The 23233-nt window shown below is 51.9% G+C and carries 19 protein-coding genes; 9 read left to right on the forward strand and 10 right to left on the reverse strand.

The features are described from left to right. Positions 1-63 precede the first annotated feature (63 nt). Together PMI30_RS07045 and PMI30_RS07040 are read left to right on the forward strand one after the other, a co-directional pair. Entirely contained in the window at positions 64-375 is a 312-nt protein-coding gene (locus tag PMI30_RS07045; RefSeq protein ID WP_008012789.1) for a hypothetical protein, read from the forward strand. 674 nt (positions 376-1049) lie between these two features. Further along, positions 1050-2063, forward strand: coding sequence for a metallophosphoesterase (locus PMI30_RS07040; protein WP_008012792.1), 1014 nt, complete (start codon positions 1050-1052; stop codon positions 2061-2063). A gap of 166 nt (positions 2064-2229) precedes the next feature. On the opposite strand, the gene PMI30_RS07035 is transcribed toward PMI30_RS07040, so the two are convergent. Next, positions 2230-2511: a hypothetical protein gene (locus tag PMI30_RS07035; protein WP_008012793.1), complete on the reverse strand. Its 282-nt coding sequence runs from the start codon at positions 2509-2511 to the stop codon at positions 2230-2232. A 188-nt stretch (positions 2512-2699) separates the two neighbouring features. Further along, a complete protein-coding gene (locus PMI30_RS07030) occupies positions 2700-3665 on the reverse strand; it encodes an endonuclease (protein ID WP_008012795.1) in 966 nt (321 codons plus the stop codon). 663 nt (positions 3666-4328) lie between these two features. On the opposite strand from PMI30_RS07030, the gene PMI30_RS31355 reads away from it, so the two are divergent. The 3 genes from PMI30_RS31355 to PMI30_RS07015 all read left to right on the forward strand — a co-directional run bounded on the left by PMI30_RS31355 (position 4329) and on the right by PMI30_RS07015 (position 7208). Then, on the forward strand, positions 4329-4724 hold the full coding sequence (locus tag PMI30_RS31355; protein ID WP_157173037.1) for a hypothetical protein: 396 nt from the start codon (positions 4329-4331) through the stop codon (positions 4722-4724). A 489-nt stretch (positions 4725-5213) separates the two neighbouring features. Further along, entirely contained in the window at positions 5214-5621 is a 408-nt protein-coding gene (locus tag PMI30_RS07020) for a hypothetical protein (protein WP_008012799.1), read from the forward strand. 156 nt (positions 5622-5777) lie between these two features. After that, entirely contained in the window at positions 5778-7208 is a 1431-nt protein-coding gene (locus PMI30_RS07015; protein ID WP_008012801.1) for a J domain-containing protein, read from the forward strand. 66 nt (positions 7209-7274) lie between these two features. On the opposite strand, the gene PMI30_RS07010 is transcribed toward PMI30_RS07015, so the two are convergent. Genes PMI30_RS07010 through PMI30_RS07000 form a run of 3 tightly spaced genes read right to left on the reverse strand, consistent with a single transcriptional unit; the run spans position 7275 to position 12875 of the window. Beyond that, on the reverse strand, positions 7275-10313 hold the full coding sequence (locus PMI30_RS07010; RefSeq protein ID WP_008012802.1) for an AAA family ATPase: 3039 nt from the start codon (positions 10311-10313) through the stop codon (positions 7275-7277). After that, entirely contained in the window at positions 10310-10909 is a 600-nt protein-coding gene (locus PMI30_RS07005) for an ABC-three component system middle component 1 (RefSeq protein WP_008012804.1), read from the reverse strand. The genes PMI30_RS07010 and PMI30_RS07005 overlap by 4 nt, the downstream gene beginning before the upstream one ends. A gap of 10 nt (positions 10910-10919) precedes the next feature. After that, positions 10920-12875: an ABC-three component system protein gene (locus PMI30_RS07000; protein WP_008012806.1), complete on the reverse strand. Its 1956-nt coding sequence runs from the start codon at positions 12873-12875 to the stop codon at positions 10920-10922. A gap of 518 nt (positions 12876-13393) precedes the next feature. Here PMI30_RS07000 and PMI30_RS06995 point away from each other — a divergent pair. After that, the gene (locus PMI30_RS06995; protein WP_008012809.1) at positions 13394-13888 is read left to right on the forward strand and encodes a hypothetical protein; all 495 of its coding nucleotides are present in this window, start codon (positions 13394-13396) and stop codon (positions 13886-13888) included. Between the two features lie 650 nt (positions 13889-14538). On the opposite strand, the gene PMI30_RS06990 is transcribed toward PMI30_RS06995, so the two are convergent. Next, entirely contained in the window at positions 14539-15138 is a 600-nt protein-coding gene (locus PMI30_RS06990) for a DUF262 domain-containing protein (RefSeq protein WP_008012810.1), read from the reverse strand. 716 nt (positions 15139-15854) lie between these two features. Here PMI30_RS06990 and parS point away from each other — a divergent pair. The 3 genes from parS (at position 15855) to PMI30_RS0129845 (ending at position 18858) form a co-directional block, all read left to right on the forward strand. After that, on the forward strand, positions 15855-16304 hold the full coding sequence (gene parS / locus PMI30_RS0129840; RefSeq protein ID WP_032835962.1) for a type II RES/Xre toxin-antitoxin system antitoxin: 450 nt from the start codon (positions 15855-15857) through the stop codon (positions 16302-16304). Positions 16305-16440: 136 nt separating this feature from the next. Continuing rightward, positions 16441-17109: a hypothetical protein gene (locus tag PMI30_RS06985; RefSeq protein ID WP_008012814.1), complete on the forward strand. Its 669-nt coding sequence runs from the start codon at positions 16441-16443 to the stop codon at positions 17107-17109. A gap of 1182 nt (positions 17110-18291) precedes the next feature. Then, complete coding sequence (locus tag PMI30_RS0129845) at positions 18292-18858, forward strand: hypothetical protein (protein ID WP_032835963.1); 567 nt, start codon at positions 18292-18294, stop codon at positions 18856-18858. Positions 18859-19340: 482 nt separating this feature from the next. Here the strand turns inward: PMI30_RS0129845 and PMI30_RS32200 are convergent, their stop codons facing one another. From PMI30_RS32200 to PMI30_RS06965, 4 genes are all read right to left on the reverse strand, one after another. Further along, positions 19341-19649 (reverse strand): DUF7693 family protein, encoded by a 309-nt coding sequence (locus tag PMI30_RS32200; RefSeq protein WP_032835936.1) that lies wholly within the window; start codon positions 19647-19649, stop codon positions 19341-19343. A 257-nt stretch (positions 19650-19906) separates the two neighbouring features. Next, complete coding sequence (locus PMI30_RS06975; protein WP_008012820.1) at positions 19907-21103, reverse strand: relaxase/mobilization nuclease domain-containing protein; 1197 nt, start codon at positions 21101-21103, stop codon at positions 19907-19909. Beyond that, positions 21100-21393, reverse strand: a complete 294-nt coding sequence (locus PMI30_RS06970; RefSeq protein WP_008012821.1) for a plasmid mobilization protein — start codon at positions 21391-21393, stop codon at positions 21100-21102. The genes PMI30_RS06975 and PMI30_RS06970 overlap by 4 nt, the downstream gene beginning before the upstream one ends. A gap of 423 nt (positions 21394-21816) precedes the next feature. Then, a complete protein-coding gene (locus tag PMI30_RS06965; RefSeq protein WP_008012823.1) occupies positions 21817-23193 on the reverse strand; it encodes a recombinase in 1377 nt (458 codons plus the stop codon). Positions 23194-23233: the final 40 nt, after the last annotated feature.

Consider the following 23233-nt stretch of genomic DNA (forward strand, 5'->3'; position numbering starts at 1 on the left):
TACCTATGCTATGCGAGATAAGTCATTTTCAAGTTCAACTGAATTTTTTAGTAGGAGCAAAATATGGAGTTTCTATTCAATAGCCGGGGGCAACACATCGCAAATTTTGTAAACGGTCAATTACATTCGCCGCGTGGGCCAAATATTGGCCACTTTTTAGAAGCTCAGAATATTTTTATCGACATGCACGGGCGATATCTCGGTGAAAAAATTATGAAGAACCGGCTAATGCTTAATAAGGCAAGCATGCACAGAGGTGTTAATTACGGAAACTATGGAAATTATGGCAACGCGGGTAACTACGGAAACCCTGGAAACTACGGGAGTATTGGATCAATCGCAGGCTATCAGGACATACCTACGCCTTGGCTCTAGCTTGGGACAGGTAGGAAACCAAGAGACCAATCACGTAATGTTCGAGCCGTTGAGCGCCGCGTGTTGAGCGCTTGTGTCAGCTCCGTTAGCCCCTGACGTTAAGAGGGGTAATCGCCCATTCGGGTCACGCCCGGCTTGACTTAGGTCTTTCGGAAGGGCCCCCCTCATATTGAGGTGCCAGTGAGCCAGTTACGCAGTGGGGTTTGAATGACAGTTTTGAGCTCTTGACGCTGTATTTGTTGGCTTGTAACGCACTTTTCTGGTTGTAACCCTACGACTGTTACGATGCATAAAATCACGTTACACCGAAGCTACCGGGCTTGCTGGCGAAAGGTTAAAACTGACGAAATTGGAGAGCGATCGGCTGAAATCGTGGCTCCGAGAGCGCTATTTTGTGCAGAACTCGTCGATAAATCTCTCTTGATCATATGAGTCGATCTGGCATTCGACTATCCAACGTGCTTTTGCGTGCGGGCTCAGATAGAGAGGAGCCGTTGATTCAAGCAAGCCTTTCCACAGCTATCGTCGAAAAAATGTTGAGCTGATGGGCGGATAATGGTGTTTTGACCACCCGGCCAATGCACTTTGCTAGAGCTTGGGGATCCTGTTGGGAAAGGAGACAATACCGCCATCGTAGCCAACGTAACGGCAGATTCTCCGGAGTACCTGTGCGCATGAAGCAGAAGCTGTTGAGGCTCCCCCGCAATGAACACGGTCGTGACTTCGTTGTCGGTGACATTCACTTCAAAACCATCGACCTCCATAAAGGGCTCAAAGCACTTGGCTTCGACAGCGCGGTTGACCGGGTCATTGCCGTGGGCGACTTGATCGACCGTGGGCCAGGTGTGCTGGATGGCTTGAAGCTTCTTGGTGAACTATGGTTCTTCTCCGTCCTGGGCAATCACGAGCAAATGCTAATCGACGCCTTTCGGGCGAACCCTCATGCCGCCTATACAGCGAATGGGGCGAGATGGTGGATGACGATTGCCGATGACTCCAAAGAAATGATCATCGAGAAGCTCGAAGGCCTTCCAGTCGCCATCGAGATCGAATCAGCTCGTGGGATTGTCGGTGTCGTCCATGCTGATGTGCCAACCGCCATGTCATGGAAAGAGTTTGTCGCAAGTCTTGATAACCCTCAGATCGAAGAGTTGGCTCTGTGGGGAAGAGAGCGGGTCATCAAGCACTATCGGGCTGGCGTCCAAGGCATCTGGCGAGTATGCACGGGCCACACCTGGACTCCTCAACCGTTACGTCTAGGAAACTTTCTAGGGCTGGATTGCACGGGAGGCGGGGAGGGCCCACTGGCTATTTACTGCGTCCAGGACGACACCATTTACGTGGAAGGCAGATCCGTTTCACTGGATACCGCTGAGGTGATTACAGAACAGCTCCACGCTCTCGAGCAGACGCTAACCGGCCTAAAGACCATGACACACAGTAATAAGCTGATTGAATCGCAGACCCTGAGTCTTGAAGCTGAGAGTCTCGTTAAAAAGGTCAACTCTGCCTGGCTAGCAATGAGGGGTGAGCTGACGGATTCTCAGCAGCTGATCAATGCGCTCCACGGCATTAGCCTTCTCACTGGCGAACGTAAAGCGGCAAAGTTTGAGGAGCTGAAAGCACGGTATGAGGGGACGCAGATCGAGCAGCTACTAGATCGCCTTCTTGGACAAGAAGAGGCTTAGAAGAGGCTTATAAGTAACCATTGACCGCGATCCCTTCTAGTGATAGCGCTCACGAGAGACGCGCAGCGGTCGATCACAACATTTCGATCTTGTCGATCGATAGGAGAGGGAGGGGGCGGAGGACGGGCACCAAGCTGTTCAACGCCTACTATCTCAACGACATATTTTATAAATCCGGATAGTCATCAAGCTTAAGGCTAGGAGCGCCTCCGTCCTCCGGCTCGCGCTTAGGCGTATGTATCACTCCAGCCTCGGCATCTGCACGCATCTGCTCGAGCTCTTTGTGAAATGCCTTGTCCTGAACCGTGGGTTTGCTGGTGTACGGTTTTCTGTCTGGTACAGGTTGGGCCGCATAGGTCGTTACCGCTTCTGGGTCGTGCTGTAGTTTCTCTTGGACTTGCGACTCCAGCAGTGCACGGAGCGCGTCTTTGTCGGGACGGGTAAGCAATTTTTACTCCTAATTGGCAGTTAGCGATCGGCTCATTGGATGATTGAAGAAGGGCACCCAAGCATTAGCTGCGACCGCCTGTGGTGAATGACTTTATCAGATGAAAAAAGCAAAAACAGGGCGCATATGCCAGTCACATATTGGGTGCCGGCCTCGGTTTCGCAAGGCCGGGCTTCAACGAGAAACAACTATTTGCAGTTGCCTGCTTTGCGATATCCCGCCGCCTGAGCTTCAGATTCTGACGTGAAGGAGATCTGATTTTTCGCAGACACCTGCCCATAACCAGGGCACCCCATCGAGAGGTGGTAGACCTGGCTTTTCCGATTGCCAATGATCGAACCTACTCCGCTCGCGCTCGCTAGGGTTGGCTGAGCTGGCGCGCGCGGGGGATTAACAGGAACGGCGCTAACCACACCGTCACCAACTGCCTTGTATCCTTGCGACCATCGACGCTCGCCAGTTACGAATGGATTGGAGTGCCCCATGATTGCCGCGATGCGCCTATCACGCTCTTTCTCCCAAGACGAAACTGGGTGCTGCTTGTCCCAAGCCATCAGTAGCTGTTGCTGCTGACGAGACATGCTCAGCTTGTATCTGTCGAACATGTAAAAGGTTGTTCTCGCGACAAGCCCTTTGACTTCGTCACGCGGTTCCGCTGCGCGTTGATCGAAATCGACTCGCGTCTTGCACTGCCCATACTGCGGCGCTACCCCAGAGGCCATGCCGTAGTTGAAATTGCTACGGTCGCCATTCACCTCCCCAACAGATGGGTAAAGGTTGAACAGGTCTGCTTCCATTGCTCGGAACACAGGATCATCGTCCACACAGTGCTCTCTACCACCATTCTTCCAGCATTGACGTTGGTTGCCGAATGTCCAGGCTGGAACTATGTGTTCCCACTCAGTCCGCTCTGCCCGATTCTCTTGCTTTCTGGCCTTAAGGCCACATGACTCAGCATCGATACGACCACCTGATTTGCCAACCCACGTCCATTTGCACCCGCAATAAAGTTCGCCCATGGAGCTGTTCGCTTGGTCGAGGTAGATCTTTTGCTTTGCGACGACCTTGGCTTCGGAAAAGGTCGAGGGAGGGCTTGAGAAGGCGGGGGTAATTACCGAGAGGGCCAGCGCTACTACGGAAAGCAGTTTTTTCATTGGAAAGCTTAAGCAATTGAGAAGAAGCGAAGTATACGCACGACTCAATGTCCACCGAAGGGCAACTGCCTAATGCGAAGATGCATGTGCGTCGTGGAGCGTAGGTTGGGCCGTGTCGGCACTGGTCATGCCGAGCACCATGCGTATGTGGTGGGGGGGAAGATGGCCGGCTGCCGCTTCGGCACAAGGGCGCGGAGCCAGCACTTTGAGCTAGGAACGAGTGGCAGCACCGTCTGATTCAGTTAGCGATAACACAGCGCCTGGGAGTCACCCAAATAATATTTTGGCAGTGCCCCCTTGAATCCAAAAAAAGAAATCGGAGTTCTTATTTGATAGCAAAACAAAAGCAGGGATCTTGGAGCCTCCACCCAATTTTGGCATTCATAGTTTTCAGGTCAGTCGACTCGATTGACTTCTGCTGCGTCTGCCTAGAATCCGATTTTTTCTACTGAAAAGTGACGGCCGGAGTGAATTGATTCTTGTCTCGTCGATGGACAAGGGCAACTCGCATGTTCGCGACGTGAGTCGCGGCTAGCTTTTCAAGCCACTCGAAAAGTCAAAATCAGAAGGGTGTCTGAGAACCTCCGAGATTTGTTTTTCGTAGGTACCACTATCAGTGACGCTGTATGGCCGAGAGGGCCGACGACGTACAGGAAGAAGCGAATGACCAATAATGACAGTCTCAGAGGTAGGTTTCATTGGCGCTTGGATCTGGCGCAAGAAGGTAATCTTTGGGAAGTAGCCAGGTCACATCTTGGCGCTGCTGCACTTCAACAAGCAGTGGTAGAACTTCTTCTCAGCCATGGGCCGCTGAAGGCGCGCAGTAAAGTGGAGTACCTCAGCCGAGAATGGCTGGGCGACGAAAATGTTCATCTGTTGAAGAATGCCTTGGTAGAAGCTGGCTTGGCACTCACCGATGTCGATCAACCTCCAGAAAAGGTCGCCCTCTTGTCGTGCTACAGCCATCACATCGCACAGGGGCTTCTGCATCTATTGCCTTTACGTAAGCTTTCTCGAGATCTGCGCGGTTTTCGGCTTGAGGACGCCTTGGGCATTTGAAACTGTGAGTGCTCGTTGGTGCTCCTAGTGGAAAATGGTGAATTTGCCCATCATTGGGTCTCTACATTCGGCCAGGGATTGTTCGGGTTTTTTACGTGCAGCCTGGTGGCTGGCCATGTTGGCTTCTTCGCTTCTCGCTGGATCCCGTGGGCCCAGAATTCCCTAGTCGCTAAGTAGATTTTGAATGCTTCTCAGAAAGTAAATGTTGGGAGTGGGCGGCGCATGCCCCTTACTCGATGAAGCGGATGCCTGAGTCATGCAAGGTGGCTGGGGCAGACGCTTACCCTTAATGCCCTTCAGCGTATTGGTGGTCGCCAACGCATCGCATCCTGCGAAGCATGACCAGTACAAGAGGCAACTGATCTCCTCATTTGGTGGGGAATGCTGAGTTTTTGAATTCATCGATATCGATGATGGCTTTTTGCCTTACAATCACTGAACCTCAAAGCAACCTGCAAAACACAGAATACCGAAAAAAGGATTGCTCCAATGTTCAAACACCACATCAATCGAGTCGCTGCTTGCGCAGTCCTGTCCATGATGTGCTCCGGCATTGCTCTGGCGGACAGCCGAACCTGCTCCGACCCACAGGTCAAGGAGGCGCTGGCTCTCAAGGCTCAAAATTCCCGCAACAGCTACGTCGACATGCTCAACCGACAAGGCCGCAACGTCTGGGCCAAAGTTTCAGGCATCCACGAAGTCGAGAGCCTTTCGACCAACAAGGAGTCGGGGCGCAAAAAATGCTTCGCCAAGGCGTCCGTGGAGTCCAACATGGGCATGCTGGCGCAGCCTGTGTGGATGACCTACACCCTTGGCCAATACGATGACGGCAAGCAGTACACGGACATTCACGTAATGTCGGCAGACGAGCGCCAAAGCTTCTCTCGCGATCGCTGATTTATCGGGCACTACCATGGAATGGCAACCTTCCTTTTGGGCTCGGCTATTTAGAAAAGCTGGGGCGATGGGGGACTTCAATCATAACTCTGTACGCTCGACTCTAAACTGAAAATCCAGGCAGAGAAAAACTAAAATAACCAGGGACGATACATAATGGGTAGCAAGGATCCTAAGGGCTTCTACGCCATTCTTGGAGTAGATACTGAAGCTGATGGGGCATCGATCAAAGCGGCTTATCGCCGACGGGCAATGGAGCTACATCCAGATCGAAACACTTCAGCTAGTGCTACCAGCCAATTTCAACACCTTAATGAAGCCTATGCCGTACTGAGTGAACCAGAGTCTCGAGCCGAATACGACACGATGTCAGTAGAGACGGCCGAGGAGGGCACTGCCGAAGCGGTCGAGATTCCCGAGCCAATTGTCTGCTCACGTTGCGGCAAAGTATCTGCGCAGCCTCGCTATGTGATTTTTTTGAAAGCTAAGAGCTTTTTGGTCTTCACACTACGTTCGATGAGCCAAGGGATTTTTTGTAGCCCTTGCGCCGAAAAGAAGGCACTTAAGGCATCTGCAATTACCTGGGCTTTTGGTTGGTGGGGTGTTCCGTGGGGCCCAATCTATTCCATCCATGCTCTTTGGGTGAATTTGCTCGGAGGTAATCAACCCGCATTACCAAATGCCCGATTGGCTGCACATCAGGCATGGTATTTCGCTGCCTCAGGCCGGCCAGATATGGCCCGTGCGGTCGCCATGGACGCGCTTCGTTTGGCGCAAAAAATTCCTCGCAAGAAAAAGTCCGGCGGTGGATACGTCGATGATGAAGGGGCCAAGTTACGAGCGACTATCGAAGCGTTTTTAACCGCACTCGGCGGCAACAGTGTCCGCCTCAGGAATGCCTGGAGGCTTACGCAACGTCGGTTTTTTGTGCAATTAGCTGTCGTGGCTGCGGTGGCTGGGGGCATTACCTTCTCAGTTATGAACGCGCAGACGCACTCGTATTCACCCCCTCGAGGCCCGAAGCCATATCTCTCTGAAGTTCCTGCGAATGGCAGCCAGGCCAAGCTGGCTTCGCCCACTGGACTGCCTGCATCAAATGCCGCCGGTACAGCCACGCGCCAACCTATAGCTCAAGCTTCCACTACGAATGCTGGCGCTATAGCTAAGCGATCTTGGACGCGACCTGCGAAGGCGCCAAATGGGCAACCATGGCCAACACTGGCGTCTTATGTGAAGGGTTACCCTCAAACCAATTCCAACGGGCTTTCTACTGTCACCATAGACAACGGGCAAAACAATTCAGACGTATTTGTAAAGCTCGTATCTCTAACCGGAAACTACGCCAAGCCAGCTCGATTTGTTTTCATTCCCGCACACAGTCGTTTCACGATCAAAGCGGTCACGCCTGGTAGCTATGATGTGCGCTATAGAGATCTTGTCGCCGGCTACCTGTCCCGCTCTGAGCAATTCACGCTTGAGGAGAAAAAGACGTCCAAGGGCACGCAGTACAGCGACCTCACGCTCACCCTGTACAAAGTCCAGAACGGAAACATGACGACCTATAATCTTTCCGAGGACGAATTCTAATCAGTTGACGGCCTGTAGTTTTAATCCGCTGACTAAGTCAGCGGAACGGGGCGATTAATGGTGATATCAATCGGGACTGCGAGTCGCCGGAGGTGAGTAGTCGTCTACCGACAACTGGCTTTTCACTGGCCATTGGGTCTCTACCGCTGTAACTCCATCAGGCGTAGGTACGAGCGACCAGATGCGTGCCTCAATCCCATCGTTCTGTAGCTTACGCATGAAGTAGCGAGCCTGAAGGGCATCATGGGTGGCTATCACGACCTGGAAGCCATGATCGACAATGTAATCCCGAAGCACATCAAAAACCGCCGCTGCGTGCACCATGTCATGGTGTTGGGTGGGGTCATCGAGAAGCAATCCCCGCCAGGAAGACCATGGATGATCCAGCGCCATGGACAGTAGGAAAGTCAGCTGCAAATCTGTCAGTTGGGCTTCGCTTGCTATGGCTGGTACGTGCACTGAGCCTCCGTGCATTGGAACTGAGACCTCGGCGCGCTCACTTCTGTAAGCTGTTCGAAAGTCTAGGTTCGTTCCGGTAAACCGTGGATCTCTAACTACCCGTTTTAAGAGCGCCTGCCAACGGGGTACAACAGCTAGCACGTGCTTTTGAACGTTAGCGATTTCATTGGAAAGGTATTGGCTAAGCGTCTCCATTGCCTTGGACAGCATAGAGAGGCGTTCTAGGTTTGACTGTGTTGCCTCGATTCGCTGACGAAGATCAGTAGTAAAGTCAACTTCAGAGAGCTCCCCACGCCGCCGATCCAACATACCTTGGGCGACACGCGCTTGTTCCAATTTGCTCCACGCATCGATCTCGATTTTGATTGTCTGAAGCACCACGGTGTGTCGAGTCAGCTCACCGACCTTGGACTGCAATTGCGTCTCGTGACTGCTCGCAACCTCAGCAATGGGATCACCCTCGAATGAAAGTTGGCGCCACGAAGCCCGGACATTGGCAAGGCGCGATTCGGCCTCGGTTAGCTGTGTTTGAAGAGCGGCTACGGTATCCGTCAGTACGGCCAGCTGAACCTGTTGTCTGCTCAACGCAGACTGCTCAGCCGTCAACTTAGCTGACAAGTCAGCGATCAGAGCGGCATTCTGCTTTTCAGCCAAAGACAACTCTTCCAGAGTCTGAGCTGGCGGAGCATCTGCGGTAATGGCTGCCAGCGCCGCAGTCGCTTGCTCAAGTCTAATGGTTGCCTCTGAGCGCGTTTGTCTGGCGGCATCCACGGCACGAACTGCTGCACCGTAAGCGTTCTTGGCCAGATCAAATGCCTCCAAGGCTATCGGTGGTGCGAGATTTCGCTGCTTTTCATCAAGTTGCCCCTTCGCGACAGTATTTGCATCTCCTCGACGGCGAATGGACTCTCTAGCGAGAGGTAAGGTATCACCGCCGAGCAGGGTGTTGGACTTGAGGTCGTTAAGTTCCACCTCAAGACCAGATAACTGCGCAACCAACTCGGCAAGCACTCCTCCGCACGCGGTAAGTTCTGCTTCGGCAGTTATCAGGGCCTTTTTGCGCTCATCCAACAGATTTCTAGAGGTTTTCAAACGTTCTGCTGCTTGCACAACCTCTGGATCGAGAGACTGCAAAGCCTTGGCCACCCGCTTTTGAAGAGCTTCGGCACCATGTTCGAAACCGCACAGAGGGCAGTCAATGCGATCAGGGGGGAGGTGAGCCGCTATGGTCGCGACTGCGCCGCGTATGGCGTCCGCCGCCGAAGTTAGGGATTCGTGCCGAGTTGTGGCGGCCAATACCTCAGCTTCAGCTACAGATAGTGTCGACTGAACAGTTTCCAGTTTTTTCTGTAGTTGACCCTCTTCTTCCTCTTTATCAATGATGGCCTCAGAAACTTCTGCATTGAGCTTGAGCAGCTCTTCCCAGCGCCCAGCTAGCCGTTGCGCCGAGAGCAAATCAGCGTCCACCTGCAAGAGCGCCTTACGCTGTTCATTAATGAGGCTGTGTTGAAGGTTGACCTGCTCATTGCCCTCATTTTCGGTACGCGATGCCGCAGCCTTGGTCTCAGCCTCGACGAGAGCCTTATCCGCACTCTCTAAAACTTGGCCACGTTCGGAAACTAACACTTTGGCCTGGGCCTCACTCCTATACCGGGCGAGCTGCCGGACAATGGAGTCACGTTCACGTTCCGCACTGACAAGCTCTTGCTGAACTTGCTCATGACTGACCGTGGCATTGCTTCGATCCAGCTTCTTGCGCGATAGCTCTTCGGCACCAGACTTAAGCTCACTACTCAGTTGGTCGATACGAGTTTGCTCGGAAACGAAGCGTCCAATCAGACCATCTACCTCAGCCAACGCCTTAATCTGATCTTTGAGTCGTGCGAGCTTTGCTTGCACCAACTGCTCCAGCGCGTTGTGAACAGTTTCCAACCCGTCCTGACCCAGCGGTGGGACGAGTAAGCCAGCGGGTAGTTGTTCTAGAGCTTGCGACTGGTTTGCGATATCTGTAATGGATTCGCCTATGTGTTCCCTGCTTCGAAGTGCACCTTGTGACTGGGAAGCAGCCTGATCTCGATCATGCTTCAAGCTCTGCCATTCGCTGAATTGAAATTCTAGTGCTTGTAGTGAAGTCTTCGCCTGGTTCAGTTGCTCTGTGAGCGACCGACGAATGCCCCCGAGCGCGCTAGTTACCTGTGAGCCGTCCCTTCCTATTGGAAGTCGGGCCAGCTGTGAGCCCGCTACTTTCGCATCCGCTTGAACGAGCCAGTCTCGCTCCCGTTGATCCAGTAGGTGGGTGAGCCTTAGGAGGAACGGAATGTCTTCTGGGTCGGTTTCCGGGAACACCGCGCTTACATCACCCGACCGCTCAACCTCACCAAGCTCTCCGATGTGAGCAGAGGCATGTGTATCACCAAAATCGAGGCTTACTCGAGCGGTGGTTTGTGTGTCTCGAATAATAGGGAAGAGGTTATCACCCAGCCGAGAAACCTTACCGGTAAGGCCAAGCTCCAAGGCTTCGAAGATTGCGGTCTTACCGGTGCCGTTGGGCGCCAGAAGGATGGTCGCTCCACGGCTAAATTCGATTGTGGTATCTACGCCGAATCGGCGGATGTTGGATAGAGTGAGGGACTTGAGCTGCTTCATTGGGAGTCCTCTTCACCGTACGCTGCACGTTTCAGCGCATCAGCAATATCAGCGCCTGTCATCCCGGAAAGCAGCAAGCCATGCCACTCAGGAAGGTGCGGCTCAACCCATGATTGGGCTTTTTTTAACGACTCCAAGGCTGCTAACAGAGGGTCGGTGATACCGTCCGAGCTGCCAGCGGGCGCAAGAGCTGCCAGGAAGCTTCGGTCAAGAAATGAGCTGACATCCTCTTGTTCCCTTGCCACGACCTTTCTGCAAAAGCGATCATCTGCCTCTAGACGTGCTGCGTCTTCGGAAGCGATATCTTCAATGAGCAGGAACATATAGAGGTCAGCTGTTTGCGGCTCAGGAAGCATGTCTCGCACGTCTGCAGCCCATCGGAAAGCCCCCTGAATCTTTAAGGTCTCAAAAGGAAAGGCGGCGATCAACACCGTTCTCCATCCCGCACTTTCTCGGTTCACTCGCTTCAGCTGAACGGTTTGAAACTCGATCTCTGCTAAAGGTGACGCGAGGCCGACCGTTTCGGACGGGGAAACTTCATAGCGACCATCTGCTCGCTGTCGAATAGCTGAGACCACCTCAGTGATTCCTATCATTTCAGATTCCTTACACGTACGACTGGATGGCTAACTGGCGCGCAGCAACCCGCTCTTGCCACTGCGTTGAAAAGTGCAGGCGTACGGAAGCTAGCGTCCCGTTACGCAAATGTTTGAACAAGCCCGACCGGGTGACGACCAGTAGAGGTTGGCGCTCAACGGCCATACTGTTGAATGCCTCAGCATCGTCCGCCATGCCGGCATCCATCAAATCTGAGGGAGAGGCGCTGACGCCTGACAGTATTACGACCGGGGCTGGCGATGGGCCGACTACCGTCATCAGGTGATCATCAGATAGTTCGCGGACTAGAGGCGTTTTCCCGGTAGGGCCAGACCAATACCGGAGTGCGATACTTAACACAGGGCCTGCACCTGGGAATGAGTTCCAGCCAGTGTTCGTACCGCCCATTCCAACGGCAACCAGCAGCATAGTTTCGACAGCCGTGACCAGCAGCTCCAGGGTGCGAGGGCCCAAGCGCAATGCGTGCTTCGCGTTCTTACCCTCGGTTTCGGGATAAAGTAATTGCTCCAGGAACTTCCGACGACTGTCAGGGGCACTGACGAAGGCGGCTAGCCAATCCAACCAAATCGTCTCCATAGCGTCCGCCAGATCTGAGTCAGAAATGAAAGCGAGCTTATCTGCGACCCCCTGAATCAAACGCTGCCACACCAAGTCGTCCATGGCATTTGCGAGCGCATCAGCTTCATCGCAAGCAGCGCGAAGCGTTTTGAATTCCTTATCTAACGCGCACGTAAGACCCTCAGGATTTTCATTCCACGGCAAATTGCTGAGATCGGTCTCCGTAGACCCGAAGGTGAGGCCAAGCTCATGTCCAGCACTAGCGCGCCACGTTGCCTCGCCCAACATCAGACTTTGGCTGCCGTAAGGCAGGTGCAGCGCCATGCGCAGAATCGCTGATGGAAGAGTGAGATTGGCACCGCTTGGGGGTTTGTAAGGTGCGTAGATTCTGAGCTTTCGATTTCCGGGCTCACTGCTCCACATATGCTCGACGACGCCTGCTGCAGATCTTGGTACAAGACCACCTAGGTCATGCGTGCCTGCAAATGACCATACCTTGCCGCTGAGCTTTACCTCATCGCTCAACAAATACTGAGCCCACGTTACGATGTCCGGACGGAGGCCGTCTTCGACTTCTCTGATCACCGCATGACATCCCAACGCCGAAACATCAGAGGTATGCCCTGTGATGTAGGTAATGAGCCGCTCAAGCGTCCGCTTGGGGTCAGTGAAATGGCGACCTAAGGACGCGTGACAGCGTTGCTCCAAGGCTGCATCGTTGCCAACACAGACGATGGTAACTCGGCGCAGTGTGTTGCAGATCTGAGTCCAATTCTCAAACCCACACCAAGTCGTCAGCCAGCTATAAACTCGCTGTGTTGGCCCGTCCTTTCGATTGGCAAGCTCAGTCAGATTGAGCCCGTCTTGACGGCAGAGCTTACAGAGCTCATCCAGGTGATTGATCGTGAGACCGTCCTTGATTTTGAGTTCTGCGCCTACGAGCGTTAACTGGAAAAGCCGATCAGGTAAGGCTTCGAAAGTACCCTTCCGAGCATGTTTGGCCAGACTGGCGAAAGCGGTGTCGAGGACGGAGTCAGGATCCTTAGGTTTCGGAGCTTTCTGGGGTGCATTGGACGGGGGAGGGTTTGGCCCATCGATCGGCTGCAAGGAAATCTTACCTTTCGCGCAATTGGCCAGATATTTCGCCTTGTTAGCATCTTTGGTGCAGAAATTAGTGGTCTGCCGTTTGATCTGAAGATGCTCCTGACAGCGCTCATCATGCTGGATCACCACGTCATCCCATTCCTCAATGCCGCCTGTTTCGGCACCAATTGAGAGAGGGGCACGACGCCCGTCGAGGAATTTCTCCAGCATTTCCGACAACCGCTGAGCAATCACCAACTTCTCATAGTGAGATTTTTGCTCTAGCCGGAACCTTCTGATCATACTGACATCCCTTCAGCCAATCTTTGCTTTGCCAGCGGCGCTGGCAGTTAGCCACATTCTACCAATTTGTATGGGGCACAAGGACGCAGAGTTGATAATTTTCCGAGTATTGCAGTGATTTTCGTGGTGTCGGGTCTAGCCTCTGTTGATCCCTTACGCGACGAGCTATCACTTGGTTAATATCCGCGAAAATTTTTGCAGCCTCTGTCTCGGCCTTAATCCTTTGGCCATCACGCTGCAGAGCCTGCTGTTGCTTTGTCTTGGCGGTCGACGCAGACTGACCCCGGGTTGCTTCAACTGCTGCCTTACGTGCGGCTTGACCATGCCTTGCCACTTTATGCATTTCTCACGTATGCGACTCTCTCAGCCAAGTGGTGCATTGCTGGTGATTGCGCAGCAAACTGCGATAGTGATTTGAGCTCAGGACTTCCCGGAGCTTGGCTCGTAGGCGCTTCGCTTGACCAGTAATTTACAAAGGCGCCGACCTTCAAATCGAAGTAGGGCAGACGGATACATCCATGGACGAAACTCTTGCTTACTTGAAAGACCGCTACAAGGACGAGCAGGCTCGGTTCGACCACTTCGAGAACAAATGCGTAAAGTTCTTAACCGCTGTGTCTGTGGTGATTGCCGCTCTGACAGCCTTGGCTAGCGCCAAGGGTAGGGTGCTCTTCACTCTCAACACCCCCCCGGACTTCATAGCATTGGGGTGCTTTTTCGCCGCAGCTATCTGCGTCGTATGCTCTTGGGGGCACGCGCTGAGCGCTCTTAGGATTCGGGACTGCCCTACATTGCCATCAAGCCGCCAGACAGCGGAATGGATGAAAGCGGTTGATACCTCAGCTCACCAGCAGCATCTCTACAACTGCTACATAGATACGTTGGAAAAATTAAAGTCGGCCATCGACGAGAAATCCAAGCCTCTAGATTTCGCCTACGAAGAAATTGTCTACGCCGCCTGGGCGTTATCACTGTTGGCAGTCATCAGCGTCGGGAAGGAGCTATTTGTATGAGCAACGACCAGAAACCAAAGAACCAAGAAAATAAGACACCTCCGCCACCACCGACCACTGAGTATCACCGACGCTCCGAGGAACGACCGCTAAATCATAAGGATCATAATGGCCGCCGTTAGCCTTGGCTTATCGGGCGTACATGGAGTTTTGGCAGGTGATTGAAGTCACGGGAGTGCTCATACCCTCAGTCTCACTTCATTTCCCGAATGCCTGCGACATACGTGGTAGGCATCATGAACTCACCTTCTGAAAAGCATCGGCAAGTGGAATGCAGATTGGAGAATGGCAGGTCGCAGGGTCAATGCGCGCCTCCACGAAGCCTGGCTATCCACTTGCTACAACTCCAAGGCCTATGAGGTTGCTGCTGCACAGAGGCCTCCTTTAGCGTCCATTTTTTTGCCGACCTGTGCCGGTCATCTTTCGTGCGCGCATTGGTTAACCGGAAGCAAAGGAAGGCCTCCACGAACGCAAATGCCTGATCACTAGCACTGCAATTTGGTATTTATGTGCAATGCAATCATGCTAACGGAGCGCGCAGACCAGGAGGTCGAAGGGCATGAGGATCGAAGCCTAGCGGGCCAAGACCCGCGGGCTTGGTTCACGACAGCAGCCCCCTCGGGGCATGCCTCAAACAGAATATATAAAAGCTATTGAGCTGCACGCTGATCGAGCGCGCGAGGCGCTAAACCCTGAGCGTAAAGATCATACGTTTTGCGCAACTCCAGCTCATCGTCGCAGCAGATGCTTGAATGCGCGAAGATGGCTGAAAGGAACCGCTTGCGCTCGACATTACCGAGCTCCGACCATACTCGCGGCAGACCTTGAACGTCTGGAATAGCTAGCCTATCCAAAAAATATTCTTCCAAGCTGTGTAGGCGTTGCTGTCCGTCCAGAACGATTTCGCCGTTTTCCAAGAGCGCTCTGCCCACACCTGAGCTGCACCATTCATTCGAGACATAACTCCCAAGGTCTTGGCCCGACCAGATGGCAGAAATAAAACGGGCCTTCTGACCTACATTCCATACCAAGGGACGCGCCCAGATTGGAACTGGAATACCCATCACGAACCGCGCGGCCCAAGGATAACGATCATGGGTGCTCGACGGATCGGCTTGGTACTTTTCGAATCGGCATGCAAGCACATCAATCGAGTGCTGATGGGTCGTTGTGGGCAAGAACTGTTGAGGCATCTGGATCCTGTGATCTGCATTTTCTTCATCGCGGCGACGCTGAAAAATGATCGACATGTATTTCCTTTGAAAAGAGTGGTGCTACAGGTAGTCGGAGTGTTCACGTAAGCGGTGCAGTCGCCACTCCATACGGTGTCGATCTGCTTGCTGTGCTACAGCATACTGGCCGCCCGAGCCTCGTCGCAGACAAACCCAGGTAGGGAAGAAAATGACTCCGTGTAGCCGCTCGAACGCTCACTGGCTCTGCGCTTGCGATTACCTGGTTTCGTCGGTAAACAATAAAGCGGCGTTCAAGCACTGGGCGAACGTGGATACTGTCAAGCTGGTTCCTTGTCACGTTCATACAGATGAAAAACGGATGGTTCTCAAAAACCTTGAGCGCGATCGAAGAATTTTTTGCCGTAACGGGATGTGAGGTGATGAATCATCGCCCCTTTTAAAGTCCCCAAAAAGGGACATTAACCTCGCTTTTGGCACTTAATGTCCCATTTTTGGGTCATTAACGGATGCCCGTTTTGAGCTCAGCAGAGTGACGACCATCCAATGGCGCTGAATTGGGCAGTGGTAATATCTGTGGAGAAAGGTAGTCGTGATGACTTGGGAAGTGTCCTGAATTTCGTTCAGCCATCAGCTTTGTGATCGAGGCAAGCGGAGCGCGCAGGCCAACGGCCGAAGGCGTGCGGATGGAAGCCCACCGGGCCATGACTGGCGCTTGCGCCAGGCTTGGTTCACGACAGCCGTCCCCGAACGGGCACGCAATCTTAGGTGAATTGATGCAGCCTTTTGTTGAAGAGTATTTACCAGGCGCGCGTTCCTCCGCGGGCTTATGGGCTAGCCTCGGATTACCTAGTCGTGGCTCCGAGCTAAATGAGTGCATCCGTAATGGACTGCCATTTTCTCTACTTGAGAGGCTATCGTTCAGCGCAGAGATTGAGATGAGGGTGCTCAGTGAGAGCTTGGGCATGTCTCGTTCCACGCTGGCGCGGAGAGCTAAAGATGGCCGTTTCACAAGCGTCGAAGGCGATCGCTTGTATTCGCTGGCAACGGTTTTAGACGCAGCTTATGAGCTGTTCGAAGGCGATGTTTCGACGGCGCGAGACTGGATGATCTCACCGGCGCGTGGGCTTGGTAGGAAAGCTCCGCTGTACATGCTGCGCACCAGGGTAGAAACGCAAGCAGTGCTCGACCTCATCGGTCGGCTAGAAAATGGAGTACTCGCGTAAGTAAAGCCATGGCCAATAACTCCAGCACCATTAAGGCCAACGGTCTCACTGAGAATTCGAAAAGTATTTTGCCTCGATAGCTAAAGTTTTTCCGTCAAAAAACCGTTAGGTATAGAAACCACGCGGAGTGTTGGCGATGAGCCCAGTTTCAAGCAAAAAATCTCGATCATTTTATGTCCCGCAGAGCGCTGACTTTTCACACGAAGCCGTAAGCTCGGTGTCTGTGAGGACGGAAGATGGACGCTCTGTAGTTATGACACTTGGGGATTCCCATCATCAATTAAGTGCCCGACAGGCCGACGCTATCGCGCAGGGGCTGTTGATGTCCGTGCTGCGCACTGACCTAGAAATAACCAACATGCCATGGGATGGTGGATGTCATTTGAATGTGGCCTCTCACAACGGAGACCGGGCTGCCCTCAGGTTTCCGGACGACACGCTCTATCATGCCAATGCGACGTTTCGTTATTTCGGAATGTGCTGGTTGTTCGAAGGCACTGGTGAAGACCCCGATTATCCCGCAAACGTGCTGTGTGTCCGCACGCTACATGACGGTGGAATTCTGTTCGGTAAGGGCAATGACAAATACCTGCTATCAGCTCAGCAAGCGCTCCAGCTCTGTCACGATCTCAGCGGCTCTGCTTATTCACTGGAGAACAGGTCATGGAGGGTTTGGGACAAAATGATCGATTGGCAAGCTAGGTCGGACGCCGATGTGACTGATCAAACTCCCGAAGAGAGAGCTCTCCTCAATCACCTCAAAAGCTACAAGATTTGTCGAAAGGCAAAACGCAACGCTAGATAGTTCAGCCAGACTTTAACCTCGGGTGCCTAGCTCTAACAGCACCTAGGTACCACGTGGTATGGCCGAGCAAGTCCCTCCGGGAATGCGAGTAACTTGCTGCGCAGCATCGGTCGATTATTTTTTTCTAGGCTTTCCAGCGTCATCACGCTTATCGCGAACGGAACCGTCCTGATTGCGCGAGCGTGGCTGCACGCCGCCGCCTGGCTTCGGAACGGTTACATTAGGGTTTAGCGGTCGTCTGTCAGTCATGTTGTCGTCCTTGTATAAAACCTTGAGCATTGTTGGACTGGCTCAACCGTGAACGCACATGCCCTTGGGGCTATCTCAGCGTTGATGGCGCCGAAATCCAGCGTAGCAGAGAGTTTCCTTTGAGGACGTGGCTAGACACCCAGCAGCGAAAGGACAGGGGAGGTGATGCCTACGGTTTTCTCACGAAATGCTTAAGCGCATGACGACTCTCAATTACGCGCTCGCGTATCTCCTGGGGATCTATTGACATGCCGCCGTCAGGCGTGACCTGTAGCGTTTTCAATCCGTTTACAGACGCGATAAACGCACGCTCACGTCCTTGTTCAGATAGCGATCTCTTGTCTCGCCAAAACCACGCGATGCACTGCCCAAGCCTGTTCATGTCTTTCTCTGAGCGCCCAGAGTTATGGAAGGCATCATCGACGATGGGAAGAGAAATGTCCTGAGCTTTTTTGCGGCGCCCCTAAACTTTCAGTGAACAGCTACTGCCGGTGACCAGGGCCTGTGACTTCTCCGGCTAGCTGGAGGAGAACCTACAACCTCATGTCTCATCATCAGGGGCGGTTGCAACTCTGCTCCCGCGCCTGCACCGAAGTACCCCTAATACAGCACTCACTCGGGACGTTTGATGCTATCCATCAGATGATCGATATTTCGGGCCCTCGCAGCCCGGCTCAATGTCTCGTTCTGACTGATAGCCTGGCTTGATACGAGTAATCGAGTCCGCATCCCGCTGGGATGCAATTTTCTCAATCCGCTTTCTGCCATGAACCCTTCAATTGTTGCTGGCGGGCAACACGTTGTCATCGTCAACCAGGTAAGTGTGATTTAAAGGCCTGTAATTTTAGTATAAAAAAATATTTAACTTTTTCGCTAAAGTTTTTCGTCCCAGCATCCGTTGTTATTTTTAACAATAAGGCGATGGTGAAGTTTATGAGCAAAACTAAAATGCAACCGGCAGCGTTTTTTGCAGAACGCGAACTCATATACTGGCGTGGGCGTGAGGATGACGAACAGTATCCGTGCCAAGTATCCAGGCAGGTTGATCACTATGTCAGTTTAAATTTAGACATCATGCCTTTTAGATTTGCCGACGCCGTAGCTGAAGATATCGCACACTGTCTTTACGATGCAGTGCTCATAACCGTGGGAAATCTCGCAGGTTTTGTACCAACGCCAGCCTATCGCGACAGTATTCTTGACAGGACATATCGAAAAAGAGTGTCTGGAGAGTGGAGTTTCAGTGCCATTAGTCGGTTCAGCTGCTATGAGACAGAAGGTGACGTCTATGTTGTTGAGCTTGCGACGGATGAAAGCGAAAAAACTGGAAAGGTGAGCGTCTACACAATTGAAGACGGTGGAGTAGAGCTTGTTTTCGATTTCATGTGCTATTCGTTCAGCATGCACGACGCAGTGTGGCTTTCTAACGCTTTGATGGAGGCCATGGGGCGTGACCCACTGGATGCATTGGAAACAGTGAGTGCGGGTTGCAGGCCTTGAGCGGGCATTGGCGTTCGGTGAAACGGTGGCCAGTGTCGACCAGAGAGGAGCAAACAAGGCGTCTTACTCACCCTCATACCGAGTGAGACATCCCGGCTCCAACAGCCATGCGATCGATGGTCTGTAACGTAATTTTGTGCTCTGTAACACTGCTTACGTTACAGCGCATAAAATTAGGTTACAGACCCCAGAAGGCGAAGGGCAGGCAAGCGGAGCGCACAGGCGTGCGGATGGAAGCCCGCAGGGCCAAGACCGGCGCCTCGCGCCAGGGCTTGGTTCACGACAGCCATCCCCGAGCAGGGGCACGCCCAAAACCATAGGCGCCTTTCTACCAGAAGTCTTATCAAAGACCCTCGCCCAGATGGTCTCGCTAACGCTGAACAACCATTGAGTACTGGTTTGATCTAGGATGGCTAATCCCCTGGTCAGTAGGGCTCAGTACGCAGGATTCGCAGCTTGTTCGCTCAGTGTCCGATGGCGGGTCAGATATGACGAAGCAGTTCTTCTAGCTGACGGTGCTCGTCAGGAGATAGAAGTCCGACTGGATCAAAAGCGTCTTTTGCACTGAAGTCATACTTTCTCCCGTCCGGTGAGAAGCAGCTGTCGCAGTAATCTAGGTCACCACAATCGATGAAGAGTGTGATCTCCCATCCGCCGACATCCACGGTCATTAACCCGCAGTAAATCTCGTCCCAACCAGTCTTGGTTATTCGACGCATTGAGCGGGTACCCCTCGAGGTATCACGCAGTATCTGGTAGACCTCATGAGCAGTGAGCATTTTTACCTGCATTTCGACACATGGAGTGGACTGAGCGGGGAAGCCCTCAGAATTTTCACCTCGCCTCCTATTGCTCACTGATTCAGCTTGATTAAAAATATTTTTGTCAAGCCCTTGAAATCAAAAAAAATAAACGGAGTTCTTATATTTGTTACCAAAAAAAAGCAAAGAACCTTCGAGTCGTGCATTTTCAATGCAAAGATGAGGTTTGTTTCGGAGCGCTCTTAAATCAAAAGCTAGCAGCGACTTACGTCGCAAAATAACGAGCATCATTGCCAGAGGTGGCCCTTGCCCGCATCATTCTGCCAATCAGGACTATGTACGAGTTGAAATTGATTCGTGTCAAGCTTGTTCAATCCTTTGCCCGGAATGTATTCGATGTAGTACCTTTCTATATTCGATTCTTTTGCTGTAAAGCCACCACCAAAAATCAGCTCGATAAGTTTCATAATGGCCTCGACAATTTTCATGACTTCGATTTGTCGGGCAGTGAACTTGATGTAGATTCCTTGGTTTCTGCGGCGGAACTCGTAGTAGTAGATTCGGATAGCTCTTTCTTGTTCCTCTGAATCTCGGCGTTTAATTTCTGCCTGAAGTTGATGAATGGTTTCTGAGTCATACGATATTCCTTCTTGCGTAGTGAGTTTGTGCCAGGTAAGTCTTGAGCGCTTGAGCTGTCTGCCGGAGATATGTTTGCCCTGAAACTCAAACGAGATCCCCTTGGGCTGACCTTCGTCGTTGAGAGTCAGATGAATGAAGACCTTCTGTTTCCTTAAGAGCCGTGTGAACGTGAACATATCGCCGTTCTGAGCGTTCGTGGCTTCAATTGCACCGGCGATCTTCGCGATCATTTTGTGCTTTAGCGGGAAATCGTTGTCACGGATCGAAGCTTGAAGTTCAGCGTGAGTAATCGAGACGCCCCATGTGTCTTTCGGCCTTGAGGCTTTGGTGAGGCCGAAACGGTCTTCCAGCTTAGAGACGGAGTCCATGCTGGTGGAGCGCTCGTTGCTGTCCTTTACCACGCTGAAGGTGTCGTCCAGGCGTATTCGGTTGGCGACGATGTGGACGTGCAAATGATCCTTGTCCTGGTGCATTACAGCCACGAATTGATTCGTCTCATCAAAGCCCAATTCAGTCAGGTATGTCTGGACTGCTGAGCGCCATTGAGCTGTCGTCAGGGACTCGCCAGGGCTTAGGGACAGCATTGCGTGGAAGACAGGCTTGATTGGCTTGTCTGAGTCGATAGAGAGTCGTCTGAGAGTCTCGACCTGGTCGAACTCCCGGATCATCTCCAGCACGTCTGTCTCGTCGCCTTGGAGGATTGCAGGAAGGGGATCGCGGCTCATGGTATTGAAGCCAATAGTACGGATTCCGCTGATCTCGTGATCGTGCTTCGTGCAACCAAACATATAGCGGATTCGGTTTTTGAAGGAGCCTGCAGACTTGGGAAAGATCTTGCCGATCATTTCACACCTCCCAGATTCACTTCGGCGATGTACTTCACCTTCTCAAGCAACTCGCAGCCTGGACGGTCGGCGTTGATCATCGAGGCGAGCTTCATGAGCTCACGGGCGATCTGAACAACGTTTTGGCCGACTTTGGGCTTCACCTGGCCGTTAGCTACGAAGTCTCTAATGAACGCGCCTGCTGACTGGTAGCCAGCTTCAGCGATCTTGGTATTCAAGGTTTCAAGCTCAGATTCGTTAAGCCTGAATGTGATGCGAGACTCCTTGTTCTTCTTTTCATTTGCTTTCATTTTGGCCCACCTTTATTGTTTTGATTGTCGAGCCTATTAACGCAACACCCGGAGGGGTGTGAGTATCCAATCGCCTTTTGTCTGACATAGACACAACTGGCTAAAAAAAAGCTCTAAGATCATTATGGGAAATGAGCAAAAGGTGATTCAAGTGTTTTGTTATTGTTTTTTGATTATTTATTTGTATGCCTAATGTTTCGTAATGTGTGAATGCGAAATCGCAGTATAAGAGTGCGAAGTGTTTTGTTTTCGCATTAGGGTGGTGCGGATTCGCAATAGGGGAGTGTGCATTGAACTGATGCTTGCACTAGGGGAGTGCGAATTCGCATTATGGGAGAGCGACAATCACAAGGCGTGACTGTGGTTTCGCTATGACTTAGTGCGAATTCGGCAGGTGTTGAATGATAGGTTGGGTGTTAGTAATTACAGGCTAACGGATTTGGTGCTTAGTGTCCGTGAATCAAGATCGATCAAAGTGGAAAGTAGGCCGCGACAAACATAGTCCCTCTCAAGACCTGCAGATGTAATTATTTCTGCCTCTACTTTTGAGGTTGCGTCTCTGATTTCGGACAGGTAAGCCATTTTATAACCGTCGGTTACATCGACAGACTGGCCGCTACCATCATGATTGCAAAGTACTTTAATGTAAAAAGCACCTACGCCCGCTCGTTCAGCAATTGAAATGAAACTAGCGCGCATGATTTTCCGTGGAAGATTCTTGCCAATACTTGACGAAATCCTTTGCAGAAAATCTCGAACATTGGACTCACTGACCTTTTCTTGCTGAACCCCTGGAAAAACGTAGTCACCAGTTGAGTGTTTCATTGAGTAAAGTAGCTGGCAGTAGGCGGAGTCATTAAGCACCAAATGAAACTCGTGTCCATTTTTCAATGTGTCATCTTCGTTAGTCTTGTTCCGTTTTGGAAAAATCACCGAACGAGTTTTGTGGCAGATGTAGCTTCGTCGGATTTTGCTGATCTCACCTGGCCGCACACCTGAGAACAACATAAATAGTATGGCAGCCGAGACGCTCTTAAAAGAAGTTGGAACATCTCTAAGCGGTGGGGTGTCGGCAATTCTAATACAACCATCAATAAAGCTGCCTAGCTCGTTGGGGTTGATCCGAATCTTATCCCTGCTACTCTCGTGCCATTGATCGGTTTTTTTCATGATGTCTACTGGGCTAAATTTATATATCCGCGCCCCTTCATCATCATGATAAAACGCCATCGAAAAAGAAAAAATCAGTCTCAGTAAGCCAACAGCCTTATTTGCTGAGCGCTCTCGTGGGGCTGTAACGCGACCGTTAGGCCTAACAGCTGGCTTAGTGGTTTCCTCGTGCAAGTTAAGAACGTCTGCTGTCGTGATACTTGAAAGTGGGCGATTACCATATTTCGGTTTAATATGGTTTCGGTAGCTTTTTGTGTAGTCATCAACTGTTGTTTTAGTAAGTTTCTTTTTTCTCTGTATTAAATTATCAAAAGCCATATCCAAGGTGACGCTGTCACGCACAGACTTAGCCTCCTTGGCGTCCAAAATCACGTCAAGGTTGGCATATGTCTTTGTAGCAGACTCCCTAACCATTGGTAATTTGGTAGTCTTGCCGTGGAATGCTCCCATCTTAATCCGGTGGTCTTTTCCCCTAACTTTACGAACGACGTAGAAGGTCTTGCCTCCGGCCTTAGTGACGCGGATTACTAGGCCTTTAGTTTTAGTGTCATAAACGTACATGTCCGCTTTGCCTTCGGGGCATACAAGCGCCTCCAAGGCTTCCTTTGTGAAGTTGATTCTCATAGACATGGGGAGTCCTTACGGTCTTAACCTGTTGATTTATTCTGTC

The organism is Pseudomonas sp. GM50 (assembly GCF_000282375.1).
Lineage (GTDB): Bacteria > Pseudomonadota > Gammaproteobacteria > Pseudomonadales > Pseudomonadaceae > Aquipseudomonas.

Excerpts from the sequence above, each read along its gene's own strand:
- PMI30_RS07045 (WP_008012789.1), top strand. The coding sequence starts at position 64 with ATGGAGTTTCTATTCAATAGCCGGGGGCAACACATCGCAAATTTTGTA.
- PMI30_RS07040 (WP_008012792.1), top strand. The coding sequence starts at position 1,050 with ATGAAGCAGAAGCTGTTGAGGCTCCCCCGCAATGAACACGGTCGTGAC.
- PMI30_RS07030 (WP_008012795.1), bottom strand. The coding sequence starts at position 3,665 with ATGAAAAAACTGCTTTCCGTAGTAGCGCTGGCCCTCTCGGTAATTACC.
- PMI30_RS31355 (WP_157173037.1), top strand. The coding sequence starts at position 4,329 with ATGACCAATAATGACAGTCTCAGAGGTAGGTTTCATTGGCGCTTGGAT.
- PMI30_RS07020 (WP_008012799.1), top strand. The coding sequence starts at position 5,214 with ATGTTCAAACACCACATCAATCGAGTCGCTGCTTGCGCAGTCCTGTCC.
- PMI30_RS07015 (WP_008012801.1), top strand. The coding sequence starts at position 5,778 with ATGGGTAGCAAGGATCCTAAGGGCTTCTACGCCATTCTTGGAGTAGAT.
- PMI30_RS07010 (WP_008012802.1), bottom strand. The coding sequence starts at position 10,313 with ATGAAGCAGCTCAAGTCCCTCACTCTATCCAACATCCGCCGATTCGGC.
- PMI30_RS07005 (WP_008012804.1), bottom strand. The coding sequence starts at position 10,909 with ATGATAGGAATCACTGAGGTGGTCTCAGCTATTCGACAGCGAGCAGAT.
- PMI30_RS07000 (WP_008012806.1), bottom strand. The coding sequence starts at position 12,875 with ATGATCAGAAGGTTCCGGCTAGAGCAAAAATCTCACTATGAGAAGTTG.
- PMI30_RS06995 (WP_008012809.1), top strand. The coding sequence starts at position 13,394 with ATGGACGAAACTCTTGCTTACTTGAAAGACCGCTACAAGGACGAGCAG.
- PMI30_RS06990 (WP_008012810.1), bottom strand. The coding sequence starts at position 15,138 with ATGTCGATCATTTTTCAGCGTCGCCGCGATGAAGAAAATGCAGATCAC.
- parS (WP_032835962.1), top strand. The coding sequence starts at position 15,855 with ATGCAGCCTTTTGTTGAAGAGTATTTACCAGGCGCGCGTTCCTCCGCG.
- PMI30_RS06985 (WP_008012814.1), top strand. The coding sequence starts at position 16,441 with ATGAGCCCAGTTTCAAGCAAAAAATCTCGATCATTTTATGTCCCGCAG.
- PMI30_RS0129845 (WP_032835963.1), top strand. The coding sequence starts at position 18,292 with ATGAGCAAAACTAAAATGCAACCGGCAGCGTTTTTTGCAGAACGCGAA.
- PMI30_RS32200 (WP_032835936.1), bottom strand. The coding sequence starts at position 19,649 with ATGCAGGTAAAAATGCTCACTGCTCATGAGGTCTACCAGATACTGCGT.
- PMI30_RS06975 (WP_008012820.1), bottom strand. The coding sequence starts at position 21,103 with ATGATCGGCAAGATCTTTCCCAAGTCTGCAGGCTCCTTCAAAAACCGA.
- PMI30_RS06970 (WP_008012821.1), bottom strand. The coding sequence starts at position 21,393 with ATGAAAGCAAATGAAAAGAAGAACAAGGAGTCTCGCATCACATTCAGG.
- PMI30_RS06965 (WP_008012823.1), bottom strand. The coding sequence starts at position 23,193 with ATGTCTATGAGAATCAACTTCACAAAGGAAGCCTTGGAGGCGCTTGTA.